The sequence below is a fragment of the Streptomyces tatrensis genome (assembly GCF_049310065.1).
In the GTDB taxonomy this organism is placed as follows: Bacteria; Actinomycetota; Actinomycetes; order Streptomycetales; family Streptomycetaceae; genus Streptomyces.
Genome location: NZ_JBMDLB010000007.1, coordinates 1314095 through 1327369, shown reverse-complemented (window position 1 = coordinate 1327369; position 13275 = coordinate 1314095). Strand labels below are relative to the sequence as shown.

The window sequence follows — 13275 nt, the reverse complement described above, 5'->3', positions numbered from 1 at the left end:
GGTGCTGTCCGCCGGGGCGGCGCCCGGGCGGCCGTGGCAGCCCGCGGAGTCGAAGACGCTGCCGCTCATGCCTGCTCCTGTCCTTGTGCGTGGTCCTCGTACGAGGTGAGGTATCCCGTGGCCCAGGCCTTGGCCAGGGCGGCCTCGCGCGCGCCGGGCGCGTCCAGGGGGCCGTCGACGAGACCGGCGAAACCGATGGCCACGCGCGCCCCGCCGATGGGCAGCAGCTCCACCAGGACGGTGGCTCCCACGTCGAAGCGGACCGAGGAGCCGGCCGGTACGGCGAGGCGCGTCCCGTAGGCGGCGGCGCGGTCGAAGGCGAGGCGCGGGTTCGACTCGAAGAAGTGGAAGTGCGAGGTGACGCTGATGGGCACGCTCGAGGTGTTCCGCACGGCCAGCCGCACCGTCGGCGCGGCGGGGCCGTAGCCCTCGCCGGCCCCGGGCAGGCCGGCGCCCGGGGCGTCGGCCCCGAGCGAACCCTCCTGCCGGAAGGGGTCGTCGATGACGCAGAGCCTCGTACCGTCGTCGAAAACGGCCTCGACCTGGATCGAGGTGACCACGTCGGGGACCCCGGGCAGCACCTCTTCGGCGCTGAGCACGTGGCGGCCCGCCGCGATCGCCTCGGCCAGCCTGCGGCCGTCCCGCGCCGCCTCGCACACCGTGTCGGTGATCAGCGCGGTGGCCTCGGGGACGTTGAGCTTCACGCCGCGCGCGCGGCGGGCGCGGGCCAGTTCCGCCGCCGTGAAGATCAGCAGCCGGTCCCGCTCGGTCGGTGTCAGTCGCATCGCATACGGCCTCATCTGTGAAGGGCGGGGCGGGCCGCCCCGGTGTACTGCCGGTGCCGGTACCGGCGGGGGCTACGGGAGCGGTTCGGCCATCGTCGAGCAGTGGATGCCGCCGCCCCCGGCCATCAGCCGGTCGACGTTGATCTGCACCACGGTCCGTCCGGGGAAGGCGGCCGCCAGGGCCCGCTTCGCCGCCGCGTCCTTCGCCGCGTCCCCGAACTGGGCAGTGATGACAGCCCCGTTGACCACGTGGAAGTTCAGGTACGAGTCGACGAACTCGGGGTTCTTCGAGCGGACGGTGTCGGGACCGTCGACCTTGATGACGGTCAGCCGCCGGCCGCGCGCGTCGGTGGCGGCGGAGAGGATGGAGAACTGCTCGCGGGCATCGCGCGCCCATACGTCGTCGCGGCCCGCCGGCGGCACCTGGACCATGACCACGCCGGGGCGGATGAAGCGCGAGGTCACGTCGATGTGGTCGTCGGTGATGTCCTTGCCCTTGATGCCGGGCACCCAGATCATCTTGTCGGCGCCGTACGCGTGCAGGACGGCGTCCTCGACCTCGGCCCGACTCCAGCCCCGGTTGCGGTTCTTGTTGACCAGGCTGCTCTCCGTGGCCATCACGGTCCCGTCGCCATCGGTCTCGATCGACCCGCCCTCGCCGACGAAGTCCGTCTTGCTGAAGGGCAGATGGCGCTCGTAGGCGATGCTCTCCGCGACGTGGGCGTCGTAGGCGTGGGTCTGCTTGTTGCCCCAGCCGTTGAAGTTCAGGCCGATCGCGTCGAGCCCGCCGCGGCCGTCCCGGCGGAAGACCGGTGCGATGTCGCGCATCCAGAGGTCGTCGGTGCCGACGGCGGTGGTCACGGTCACGCCGGGGCCGCACCAGGAGCGGGCGGTGGCGGCCGTGGAGGCGTCCGGCGCGCACGTGGTGACGGGCTCGTAGCGCGCGATCGTCTTCGCGATCAGCGCGATGTCCTCCTGGACCCCGGTCAGCGCGCGGCCGCCCCAGATGGACGAGCGCGAGGGCCAGGACATCCAGGTGCGGGCGTGGGGGACGTCGTCGAGGTCCACCCGCCAGCGCTGCACCGCCTTGCTCGGCGACCGGAGCGCCCCCGGGGTCGCGACGGCCGCGGTGCCGAGCGCGACGCCTGCCGCTCCGAGTCCGGCGGCCCCGAGGACGATCCTGCGGGAGGGCGAGGAGCCGAAGAACCGGCCGAGGAAGGAGCGGCTGTCGTCGGGGGAGTCGGGCATCGAGGAGCCTCCGGATCAGGTGGGGGTGCGGCGGGCGGGCCGGGAGGGGCCATGGCCAGAACTCTGTCACTGACTGAAAATTCAGTCAAGGCGCGGGGCGTGCGTGATCCCTGCGGGGCGGGGGAGGGTGTCCTGCGGGGCCTGCGGATCAGGCTGTCCTACGAGGCCTGCGAGGCCTGCGAGGCCTGCGAGGCCTGCGAGGCCTGCGAGGCCTGCGAGGCCTGCGAGGCCTGCGAGGCCTGCGAGGCCTGCGAGGCCTGCGAGGCCTGCGAGGCCTGCGAGGCCTGCGAGGCCTGCGAGGCCTGCGAGGCCTGCGAGGCCTGCGAGGCCTACGAGGCCTACGAGGCTACGAGGCCTACGGGTCATGCCGGGTCGGCTACGGGCGGGCGAGGCGGTCCAGCTCGGCGTTGATGGACGACACCATCAGCTCACGGGCGTGCGTCAGGGGCAGGCTGCCGCTGAGCCAGCGCGAGCTCAGCCCCTCCACCAGGGCGGTCAGCCGCTCGGCGGCACTGGAGAGGGCGGCGGCCGGGGCCATGGGGCGGACCTGCCCGAGCAGCTCGCTCACTTCCTGGATCCACACGCGGGTGGCGCCGGCGAGGTCTTCCCGCAGGTCGGGGTCGAAGACGGCGCTGGCGCGCAGCTCTCCCCAGGCCGTGCTGTTCTCGCGCACCGCGGGGTCGTCCTGGAACTCCAGCAGGAGCGTCTGCTCCAGCTCGCCCCGGGCGTCGAGCGGGGGATCGGCGGGGTCCCGGTCCGTGGTGTAGCGGCCGGCGCGGTCGTTGATGAACTCCAGGGTGGCGCGGAGGATCCCCGCGCGGTCCTTGAAGTGGTAGTAGATCAACGCCGTGGACACCCCGGCCTCGGCCGCGAGCTCCTCCACGCGCAGGCCGCGGACGCCGCGCCGGGCGATGACCCGCGCGGCGCCTTCCATGATTGCCGTTCGACGATCAGCCACGGTTCGACACCTTACCCGGAGGGTGGGTGCCGGAGCGGGCCGGGACTGACCGAAGGTCTGGTCAGTGCCCTTGGGAGACCGTGACGCGGGAGGGCAGTGAGGCGATGCCCTCGAGCATGCTGGTAGGCAGATCGATCTCGAAAGCCTCCAGGGTGACGATGTCCGCCAGTGTGGAGACGTCCAGGCCGGGCGTGAGCGCCCCCGAGTACACACCGGAGACGAGGCCGGGGAAGGCGTGCGGCAGCCGGTCGAGCACCAGCTGCGCCGCGGATACGCCGTCGTCGTCGAGGAGGGTGAGGGCGGTGACCTGTGCCAGGACGACGTCAGGGGGAAGGGCCTCCACGGAGACGGCCTCCAGCGACAGGGTCCGGAGCGCGGGCAGCTCTGCCATCTCCTGCCAGTCCTCGGCGGAGATCCGGTCGGACAGCTGGGTGAGGGACGTCAGGGCGGCGAAGCGGGAGAGTCCCTTCGAAACGCCGCCGTAGAGCCACAGGTGGGTCAGCGTCGACTGCCGGTTCAGCGGGCTCAGGTCCATGGTGGTCGAGCCCTCGATGGCCAGGCGGCTGATCGGAAGCTCGCCGAGAGGGGAAAGGTCCGTGAGCGCGGGGCAGCCGAGAGCCGAGAACGATGTGAGCTCCGACTGGGCCCGCAGGAATTCCAGATCCCTCAGCGGGTGACTCGTCAGCCGGAGCTTCGTGATCTTGTTTCGGGAAAGGTACGACGTGAGCGCCTCCACGGACACGGCGCTCCTGACGTCCAGCGACTCCGCGCGGAGGTTCAGGCGCTCCAGATGGAGCAGCTGTGCGTCGGAGGTGATGCTGTAGTCGAGATCGTCCGGGTCGAGGTGTGCGATGACCTCATCCGCGTACACGGCGCTGTCGAACCGCGACCAGGCCCACATGAGCTGGCTGCGCACTCTGAGGGAGGGGTGCCCGGAATAGCCGGCCAGGAAGGGTATGGCCGCATCGGACAAGACCCTGGAAGCAGCGATGACGGTGTAGTAGCAGGCCGATTCGTCCAGGCCATCGGGGCCGGGCAGGAGGTCCAGGATCAGTGGACCCAAAGTGCCCAACGCGCGGGCATTGAACTCGTCGCGCGGCGTGATCAGCCTGGTGGTGCGTTCCTCCACCGCCTCGCGGACCTCCGGCTCCAGCGTCGTGGCGTGCTCCAGGCATGCGGCGGCGAGGAGGTACACGCGGCGGTCTTCGGTGCGGTCGCCGAGGCTCAGCAGGCCCTCGAAGAGGGTCACCCGCTCGCGGGGCCGGGCCAGGGCTACCGCCATGCGGATGACGTCCTCCCACTGGTCGTCGGCGGCGTGGCCGTCGAGCAGGCCGAAGTCGCCCTCCTCCACCGCCGCCCGCGCGCCCAGGAAGTCCTGGAAGGTGCGGTGGATGAAGTCCACCGTCCCCGGGGTCGGTTCGCGGAGCAGGCCGCTGCGCTGGAGGAAGTGGTCGAAGACGGCTGACGGATCACCCAGCGCCGCCGCCTCAGGGACGGCGGGGAGGGCCCGGCCGATGATGTCCTCGGCCTGCGAACGGTCCATCTCCGTACGGCCGTTCTTGATCAGCCAGTACGCGAGCCGTTGGAGGAGTTCGAGCTGCGGCTCTTCCCGGAGGTCTGGGACGTTCATGTCCCGCTCGCGGTCGCGGCGGCTGATCAGCATCGAGAGGGCTGCCTCGTACAAGTCCTTACGGCCGTGCGGGAGGTAGCCACGTCGATCGCGTTGGAGCGCGCAGATCAGGCCGCACATCAGGGGGTTGGTGGCCAGCCTGCCGAGGTCGGCCTTCGTGCGGACGGCGGTGAGGAGCTGGGCCTCGTACGCATCGAGTTCGGCTGCGGACTCGGCCCCGTCGCGGGCGGCCGCGTGCCAGCGCTTGATGAAGGTGGCCGTGTCGGCTCGCCCCATGGAGGACAGGGCCAGTTCGCCGAACCCTTCTTCCGTGAGCCAGTCCTGACCCACGGCCGACGGGCGGGAAGTGACCAGCCAGCGGTTGTCGCCGTCGTACGTGTCGATGAGGTCCCGCAGCCAGCGGCGGGTCCGCTCCCGCTCGGGCTCCGGGATCTCGTCGATGCCGTCCACGAGGATCAGCCCGCGCCCGGCGGAAAGCACCCGGTGTTCCCATCCGGCCGGCTGGGAGCCGGCGAGCGGGCAGCCGATCGCGGCGAGGAAGTCCTTGGGGGCGGGTAGCCGTTCGCCGTGGCGGGTGAGCGTGCGGAGCGGGAGTACGAAGGGGATCCGGTCGCGGAGGTATTCCGGCCGGTCCGGGCGCTCCTGCTGGGCGGCGGTCACCGCCAGCCACTGGACGAGCGTGGTCTTGCCGGAACCGGCCTCGCCCCGCAGGAGGACACGGGGGACGCGGGCCAAGGCTTGATCCGCGGGCTGAGGTTGCTGGGTCCGCCGTAGCGCGAGGAGGAAGTCCTCCGCGGTCTCGTGAGCGTCCCAGGAGATCTCCGTGCGGCCCAGAGGCTCCGCTTCCAGGCTCAGGTAGGCCACGTCCAGCGGCCAGCGCGTCGGTGAATTGCTGAGGTCGATGCCGTAGATGGTGAGTTTGGAGTGCTTCTTGGCCACGTACGGCAGATACGTCGCTTCGAATGCGACGTCCGCCGCCTCGGGGAGTGGAGTGCGTCGGATCAACTCATCGGTCTTTGATGTGAGTTCATCGACCGCCCGGGTCTGGCTGACCAGCGCGTGCGCCGCGAAGGTCTTGCGCTGGGTGAAGAACTCCAGGATGTGGAGGGAGGCGACGGCGAGCAGGGCCTCGTAGAAGTGCGTGGCGTCGGCGGAGAGGTGGCGCTCCGGGCGGTCCGCCGCGCGGCGCAGTTCGCGGGCGAAGGCGTCCGGGCCGAGGCGGACGGCGTCGACGTCCGTGATCGTGAGGTCGCCGAGGGCGTGCAGGGTGGTGGCGAGGGCGTCGGTGACGGCTTCGCGTTCGTCCGCCGGGATCCGGCGTTCGCCCGTGCTCAGGGCCTGCTGGACGAGGGTGGCTGCCAGGGTGCGTACGTCGGACTCGGTGAGGGTGCGCTTCTCGCCCTTGAAGGAGACGTACCCGGAGAGCCGGACCGGTTTGTCGACCAGCCCCGCCCCGGGGGCGTCGGTGACGAAGAACTTCCTGATGAGCGGGCCGATCACTGCCGTCGCCAACTTGAGCCCGATGGCTGTGGGTTCCACGTTATCCCCCCCCGTAGAGCTGTGCCGGTGCCGCCCGACGCGATTCTAGAGTGCGCTGGGCTCGGGCCGCCGGGAGAGCGGGCTACGGCATCATGGCCCGGGGATCGGGTGAGGGGGAGCGCGGTGGCACAGGACGAGGTGCGCGGCAGTGTCGTGGTGGCCGGGCGGTACCGCCTGGAAGACCGGCTGGGCCGGGGCGGGATGGGTACCGTCTGGCGGGCCACCGACGAACTGCTCGGACGTCCGGTCGCCGTCAAGGAACTGCACGCCGGTGAGGGCGACGGGGACGGCGTGGCCGCGGGTGCGCTGCGCGAGGCGCGGGCGGTGGCACACGTGCGCCACCCCCACATCGTCGTGGTCCACGACGTCGTCGAACACCAGGGGCGTCCCTGCATCGTCATGGAACTGGTCGACGGCGGTTCGCTCGCCGACCTGATCTCCGCCGGGAAGACCCTCACCCCGGTCGAGACGGCCAGGACCGCGCTCGCCCTGCTCGGCGCCCTGACCGCGGCGCACGGCCGGGGCGTGCTCCACCGGGACGTGAAGCCGGCCAATGTCCTGATGGAGTCGGGGACCGGCCGGGTCGTGCTCACCGACTTCGGCATCGCCCGGATCTCCGGGACCACCACCATCAGCCAGACGGGCGCCTTCGTCGGCTCGCCCGAGTACACCGCTCCCGAGCGGATGCGGGGAGCCGAGGCCGGACCGGCCGCCGACCTGTGGTCGCTCGGCACGCTCATGTGCACCGCGCTGACCGGGGAATCACCCTTCCGCCGCGATTCACTGGGCGGCGTCCTGCACGCCGTCGTCTCCGCGGAGATCCGTCCGCCCGCCCAGGCCGGGCCGCTGCTGCCGGTCATCCTGGGACTGCTGGAACGCGACCCGGAGCGGAGGATGGCGGCCGCAGAGGCGGCCCGGCTGCTGTCGGCTTACCTGGCCGGGGGCAGCCCCGTGCCCGACGGCGGCAGCCCCGTACCGGCAGACCGTGTACCGGCAGACCCCGTGCCGGCAGACCCCGTGCCGGCCGACCGGGCGCCGACTTCGCTGCCCGCCTCCGTCTCCGCCTCCGCCTCCGAGGGGCTGACGGCCCCCGCCGTGGCTCCGCGCCCGACTGCCCGGCAGCGCGTCGCCGTCCGGCCGGGCCTGCGCCTCGGGCTGGTCGTGGCCGCCTCCGCCGTGTTGGTGGCGGCCGGGGTCGTGGTGGGCGTCGACCCGCTGCGTTCGCTGCTCGGTGGGGAGGATTCGGGGAACGGGTCGCGGAGTGCGGTGACCGTCCCCGAGGGCTCCGCGACCGCGACCGTGACCGCTACCGCGACCCCGCCCTCGATCCCGAACGGGGCCGGCTCCACCCCGAGTGCGGTGGGCGTGGCCCCGAGCGGGCCGCCCTCCGGGTACCGGGCCGTCGCCGACCCGCAGGGCTTCGCCATCGCCGTGCCCGAGGGGTACCAGCGGGCCACCGACGACCAACGGGTCTTCTACGTCTCCCCGGACGGGTCCTTCCGCATCGGGATCCGGGTGAAGATGCCCGTGCCCGGCGGTCCGCTCGGCGTGATGCGCAAGGCCCACGGCGACGGCTCGGACACCAACCCCGGCTACCGCGCCGGCACGGTCGTCGCCACGACCCACCACGAACTCCCGGCGGCACTCTGGGAGTTCACCTGGGACGGTTTCACCCCGGCCGAGGGGGCCCGGCACACCTACGACCTCTGCTGGGACCAGAACGGCCGGATGTACGACATCTGGGTCTCCGCGCCGGTGGGTGAACTCGCCGAGGCCAAGCGGCACTTCGACACCGCCGTGGCCACCTTCGTGCCCGGCGCGCCGGGCTCCGTCGCCCCCTGAGCACCTGCCCCGTTCAGGTCCGCAGCACCACCAGGCCGTCGAGCCCGTCGGTCGTCCGCAGACTCCCGGGCACCAGCGGGGCGAAGGTGCGCGGGAGTGCCAGACCCGGGGCTCCGCCGCCCTCGGGGGCGTCGAAGAGGTACGCAGCCTCGGAGGCGCTGTCGCTGACCAGATGGGGCCCGTCCGCCCCGGCCGTGGCCCGCGTCAGCGGGGTCCGGAAGAGGCTGCGCAGCTGGCGCAGGGTCTCCGCCGTGACCGGTACCGGCATCGGCAGCGCCTCCGGATCCCCCGGGCCCCGCGAGGGAACCGGGCCGGCCGCCCCGTCGTCGGCCCGGCCGGCGCCGCCCGGGCCGCCGGCCGCGAACGCGGCGTCGAAGGCGTCCGTACCGTCCGAGTTGCTCGTGCCGCCAGTGCCGCCAGTGCCGGCAGCGCACCCGGCGCCGCCCATGCCGTCAGCGCTGTCCGTGCCGTCCGCACCGCCCGTGCCGTCCGGCGGGATCGCCCCCGCCAGGAGCAGGGCCAGAAGCACCGGAACCGCCTTGAGGCGGAGCGCCTCGGTGGCCCGGCCCAGCCGGTGCGCGTGCCCGCCGGGCAGCGACAGCGCGAGGCTGCCGGCGGCGCCGAGCGCGAGCGGCACCGCCGCGCACACCACACCGGGGGCGTACTCGCGCAGGTCGAAGACGGGAGCCCCCGGGGCCACCGCGTCGAGCGCGCTGAACAGGGCCCGGCTGTCGGTGATGGTGCGCTCGGTGAGCCGGGCGGGCCGGTGCCGGGCCACGTGGTCGGCGCGGCCGTCGTGGTCGAGCTGGCTCAGCAGGCACTTGCCCACCGCGCTGGCGTGCGCCGCGTCCCGGAAATCCACCCACTCCCGCACCGGCGGGGCGCCGGGCCCGTCCGCCATCTGGGTGATCCGGACCTCCCCCTCCGCGTACCGGCTCAGGTACACGGCCGCGCCCGCGCTGTCCCGCGCCAGCGCCAGCGTGCGCTGCAACTGGGCCGCCAGGCCCCGGCCGCCCGGGGCCGCGAGCCGGTCGAGGGCCGGCCCGGGGGCGTAGACCCCGACGCCGGACCGGTACGCGTACCCCTCCTCGCAGAGCATCGACAGCAGCGGCCCGAGCTCCGCCTCGGCCAGACCGGCCTCCCGCCCGAGCCGCCCGGACCGTACGCCGAGCGGCCGCCGCTGCAGGACCCGTACGACGGCCAGGGCGCGCCGTGCCGCCGCCAGGGCCTCGCCCCCGCCGGGCTGGACGACGGTCCCGCGGGCCGCCGCCGTCAGCGCGGGGTGGCGCAGCGGACCCACACCCAGCCGCGCCGGCCGCGGGGGGAGGGGAGGGGGCTGCGGAGCGGCCGCGGGCGGCCGGAACGCGTCCAGCGCCCGGGACACGCCCGGCCTGGGCAGCGGCACCGGGCCCAGGTCGGGGTCGTCGAGCTGGTCGATGTAGCGCAGGACGGCCGCCTGCGCGCACAGCCGTACCTCGCGTAGCTCCCGGCGCCCGTTCGGCCGGAAGCGGCGCCGGCCCAGCTCCCGGGCCCAGACCCGGGCGTCGTGGTGCTCGCCGCGCCGCGAGTGGTCGAGGAAGAGGCAGTACGCGGCGTGCGCGGTCCGGCTGCGCCCGGACCCGGCGGCGAACTGCCACCAGAACCGGGCCCCTTCGTGCAGCCCCGCCAGGTGCAGGAGACAGCCGAAGACCACGGCTCCGGGCAGGTCGGCGTGGCCGCCGCTCTCGAAGGCCTCGAGCCGCTCCCGGGCCCCGGTGGCGCACACGGAGGCCAGGCAGGCCGCCTTGAGGTCGCGTCCGGCCCGGTCGGCGTCCAGCGGCAGATCGCGCAGGGGGTCGCTCCAGCCCAGCGTGCGGCGCCGGGCATGGGTTCCGCCGCGCCGGGGGGTCGGCGGCGCGGATGCCGCCGCCCCCGGGGCCGCGGTGTCGGCGCCCCGCAGCAGCCGGGCCTCCGCCGCGCCCAGGTCGTAGTGCGGATAGCGGTCGCGCACGCTGGCCCGGGCCAGGAACTGCTCCAGGGAGCGGGGGAGTCCGCCGTCCTCGCGGCGGGTTCCGCGGCTCGTGTTGCGGCTCATGACTCGGCCGACGTGTCGAGCAGCCGGGCGAGGCGCCGCTGGGCCTGGCCGAGCTGCGAGCAGACCGTGGCCTCGTCCACACCCATGATCGCGGCGGCTTCGCCGGGGGTGCACTGGAGCCCGTACCGCAGCAGCACGGCGTCGCGCTGCCGTTCGGCGAGCCGGGAGACGGCGGAGTAGAAGCGGATGGTGTCGGTGAGCACCTCGTACTGGTCGGCTTCCCCGTGGGCCTCCTTGAGCGCCGCCTCGAAGGCACTGGTGTCCATCGGCTCAGGGCAGGTACTGCGGAGGAACTGGCGGTCGATCAGCCGCTGTTTGAGGACGGTCCACGCGTAGGCGTCGAGCCGGTCCATGTGCAGCATCCGCAGCCAGTCGGCCATGATCGAGTCGAAGGCGGCGTCGACGGCTTCCTCGGCGGCCGCGTCCGAGCCCAGTTGCAGGTACGCGAACCGCATGTAGGCCGGGCGCCGGTCGGCGTGGAAGGCCCAGTACGACAGGCGCGCCGTCGAATCCCACTGGCTCATGGGCGCCGGCCGCCGTCGTCGGCTCGGCAGACCCACGGCCCCGCCACCGGACTCCTCCGGAAGACCGCTGCCATCGCTCACCGCTCCACCCCATCCCGTGTGCGGGGCAAGGAAATCAGCGCGGGCGCACTCGGAGGGCGCAGAGACGAAAGCTGGAAGAATTACGTTCGGTGATGATCGCGCGATGATCGATGCCGATCGCCCACCCGCCCAACCAGCGCAAACGCATATGCCGTTCTCCCGTGCGTCCGTTTCGTTCTCCGTTCGTTCTCCGTCGAAGAGCACGGCGTGTGACCATCCCAAGATTCACTCGTTTGTCGGAGGGTGGGTACAACACAGCGATTCGGCTCCACCGCCGTGGAGCAGGCCGAGGCCGTCCTCGTCGAGCACTACCCCCAACTGGTACGGCTCGCCTACGTGACGCTCCCGGTCACCCTGGGCCGCCATACGCGGGTACTCCTCGCGCACAAGGCGGTCCAGCGAGCACTCCCGCGCGGCGGGCGAGGCAGTACCCAGGCTCCGGCCGGGCCCGACGGGCCGGGCGGCCCCCTGACCGAGGTGCGCGTACGGGTCCTGCGCGCGAGCCTCGCTCCGTCCGGCCGGGCGCGTCTCGCCGCGGCCGGGCTCGGGTGGCCACCGGTGCCGCCCTTCGTCTGGGGGCTGCGGCTGTGGCCCCCGGCGGGCGGGATCGACGAGCCCGCCCGGGCGCTGGGCGCGGCTCCGGGGCCGGTCCGGGCCGCGTTCGTCCTGCACGGCATGGACGGCCTGCCCGAGGAGGCGGTGGCCCGGCTGCTCGGGCAGGCCGGGGTGCCTGACCCGGCGGACGCCGTGCGGGAGGCGCTGGCCGCTTGGGGGGAGTGGGCGGGCGGCGCCCCCGGGCGCTCGGAAACGGGCCCGGGCGCCGGGCCGTGGGCGCGGGAGGCGCGGTCCGCGACGGAGGCGGGAACGGTGCGCGGAGGCGCTCCGCCGCCGGGCAGCGGAGCGTGGGCCGGGCCCGTGACGGGGGCGACGGGCCGTGGCGGCTTCCACGGTGCTGCCGGGCATCCCGGCGGGAACGCCGGTGGCGAAGCGGGCGGGAACACCGCTGGGGAAACGCTCCTGCGGGGGCCGGACGGCGTCGGGTCCGATGCCGCCGTGGTCAGCGCCCGCCCCACCGACCTGCTGCGCCGGCGCCGCCGGACCCGGGCCGGCTGGACCGCCGCGGCCGCGCTGGCCCTGGCCGCCGGGATCCTCGCGGCCGACGGGTCCCCGCCCCGCCCCGAAGCCTCGCCGCTCGCCGGACCGGCCGTCGCCGGGGCGCTGGACCCCGCCCGGCTGGTCCGCGTTCCCGCCGAGGCCTGGGCGGACACCGCCCGCGTCGACTTCACCGCCTGGCCCGCGCGTGGCGCCCGTACCGCCGACCGGGGCCTGCTCGCCCGCGCGCTGGCGGCCTGGGCCGCCCGGCCCCGGGAGGTGGCGGTGACGGCCGCGCCGGGGACGGCCACCGACGCACCGCTGCGCGCGCCGCAGCTCCTGTACGCGGGCGACGTCGCCGGGCGGGCCGTGGTGCTGCTGCTCGACGGGGACCGGGTGGTGCGCTACGGAGAGGCTGCCGACGGGCCGCGCGGGCGGGAGCTCGCGTTCGCCCGTACCGACGAGGCGAACGTGACCACCGCCGCCGCGCTGACCCTGAGCCGCTCCCCCGGGACCGGGACCGGGACCGGCAAGAGGGCCGCGGACGGGGGCCGGGCCAGGTACCTGCTCGCGCCGTGGATCGCCCGGGCCGCCGCCCGCGACCTGCTCCGGACGGGGGAGGAGGCCAGGCCGCTGGCCGTCTCCGCCGACGGGGTCACCGAGGAGACCCCGGTGCCGCGCATGGACGGCGCCGACGGTGCGGACGGCGCCGGTGGGGCCGACGGCAGAGCCTGCGGGGCGTGGCCCGTGCTGGAGCTGACCTCCTCCGCCCGCATCGTGGAGAAGCACGCCTTCGTCCTCGCCGACCTGGGCGCGCTGACCCCAGTACACCTGACCTACACGCCGCTGCCCGACGGTCCCGCGGCGGTGGCCGCACGCCAGCCGCGCGAGGCCACCGGTCCGGCCGCGCGGGCGGCGTGGGCGCCGGTCGCCTGCCGGCTGCGGGAGCACCGGTCCGGCGGGGTACGGGCCGTCAACGTCTGGGACTTCGCCGGCTCCGAACTCCCCGACGGCGCGGGCCGGGCCGTCTGGACCTGCACCCGGGCCTCCGGCTGGGCCGGTCCGGGCGACGTCCTGGTCCAGCTGCGCCTGCCCGCCGGACCCCCGCAGGACGTGGCGCGGTCCCGCGGGACCGCCGCGTGCGGACGGTTCGGGCAGCACCTGCTCGCGGGCACCCGGTGGAGGTCGCCGGCCGGCCGCTGGTACCTGCTGGCGGCGGGCAGCCGGGAGGTCACGGGCATCACGGCGGCCGGCGCCGTCCGCGCGGAGGCCGCCGGCCGGACCCTGACCGTCCCCGTCGCCGGGCCGCAGGTCCCCGCCGCCACCCTGACGGGCAGGCTCGCGAGCGGCGGCCGGATCACCGCGATCGACGGCGCCCGCGGCGGCCGCGACTGACGGCGCACCGCCGGCGCCGTCCCGCGCGGCTCCGTCCGAGGTCCCCGCGGGCGGTGCCCCGCCGGGGTGGACGGCGGTTCGGGGGCTGCCCGGCCCGCTGTACCATG

The 13275-nt window shown here is 74.5% G+C and carries 8 protein-coding genes and 1 pseudogene; 3 read left to right on the top strand and 6 right to left on the bottom strand.

Features of this window, described 5'->3' with window-relative positions; genetic code table 11:
• Positions 1 to 65: 65 nt before the first annotated feature.
• The gene (locus tag ACODT5_RS09800; RefSeq protein ID WP_422518789.1) at positions 66 to 785 is read right to left on the bottom strand and encodes an urease subunit gamma; all 720 of its coding nucleotides are present in this window, start codon (positions 783 to 785) and stop codon (positions 66 to 68) included.
• 72 nt (positions 786 to 857) lie between these two features.
• Positions 858 to 2033, bottom strand: a complete 1176-nt coding sequence (locus tag ACODT5_RS09795; RefSeq protein ID WP_422518788.1) for an agmatine deiminase family protein — start codon at positions 2031 to 2033, stop codon at positions 858 to 860.
• A 99-nt stretch (positions 2034 to 2132) separates the two neighbouring features.
• Between ACODT5_RS09795 and ACODT5_RS09790 the strand changes: the two genes are divergently transcribed.
• Positions 2133 to 2444 carry a hypothetical protein gene (locus ACODT5_RS09790; protein WP_422518787.1) on the top strand — a complete coding sequence of 104 codons (312 nt, stop codon included), beginning with the start codon at positions 2133 to 2135 and terminating at the stop codon, positions 2442 to 2444.
• Here the strand turns inward: ACODT5_RS09790 and ACODT5_RS09785 are convergent.
• A complete protein-coding gene (locus ACODT5_RS09785) occupies positions 2410 to 2967 on the bottom strand; it encodes a TetR/AcrR family transcriptional regulator (RefSeq protein WP_422519612.1) in 558 nt (185 codons plus the stop codon). The genes ACODT5_RS09790 and ACODT5_RS09785 overlap by 35 nt on opposite strands.
• An 85-nt stretch (positions 2968 to 3052) precedes the next feature.
• Entirely contained in the window at positions 3053 to 6160 is a 3108-nt protein-coding gene (locus ACODT5_RS09780) for an NACHT domain-containing protein (protein WP_422518786.1), read from the bottom strand.
• A gap of 123 nt (positions 6161 to 6283) precedes the next feature.
• Here ACODT5_RS09780 and ACODT5_RS09775 point away from each other — a divergent pair, with 123 nt between their 5' ends.
• Positions 6284 to 8002 (top strand): serine/threonine-protein kinase, encoded by a 1719-nt coding sequence (locus tag ACODT5_RS09775; RefSeq protein WP_422518785.1) that lies wholly within the window; start codon positions 6284 to 6286, stop codon positions 8000 to 8002.
• Positions 8003 to 8510: 508 nt separating this feature from the next.
• Here ACODT5_RS09775 and ACODT5_RS09770 read toward each other — a convergent pair.
• Together ACODT5_RS09770 and ACODT5_RS09765 are read right to left on the bottom strand one after the other, a co-directional pair.
• Positions 8511 to 9227, bottom strand: a pseudogene (locus ACODT5_RS09770) (IclR family transcriptional regulator domain-containing protein); the annotation flags it as partial.
• Positions 9228 to 10072: 845 nt separating this feature from the next.
• Positions 10073 to 10600, bottom strand: a complete 528-nt coding sequence (locus ACODT5_RS09765) for a sigma-70 family RNA polymerase sigma factor (protein ID WP_422518784.1) — start codon at positions 10598 to 10600, stop codon at positions 10073 to 10075.
• Between the two features lie 324 nt (positions 10601 to 10924).
• Between ACODT5_RS09765 and ACODT5_RS09760 the strand changes: the two genes are divergently transcribed.
• Positions 10925 to 13168 carry a hypothetical protein gene (locus ACODT5_RS09760; protein ID WP_422518783.1) on the top strand — a complete coding sequence of 748 codons (2244 nt, stop codon included), beginning with the start codon at positions 10925 to 10927 and terminating at the stop codon, positions 13166 to 13168.
• Positions 13169 to 13275: the final 107 nt, after the last annotated feature.

Coding starts and splice junctions, on each gene's coding strand:
- ACODT5_RS09800 (WP_422518789.1), bottom strand. CDS start 785: ATGCGACTGACACCGACCGAGCGGGACCGGCTGCTGATCTTCACGGCG.
- ACODT5_RS09795 (WP_422518788.1), bottom strand. CDS start 2,033: ATGCCCGACTCCCCCGACGACAGCCGCTCCTTCCTCGGCCGGTTCTTC.
- ACODT5_RS09785 (WP_422519612.1), bottom strand. CDS start 2,967: ATGGAAGGCGCCGCGCGGGTCATCGCCCGGCGCGGCGTCCGCGGCCTG.
- ACODT5_RS09765 (WP_422518784.1), bottom strand. CDS start 10,600: ATGAGCCAGTGGGATTCGACGGCGCGCCTGTCGTACTGGGCCTTCCAC.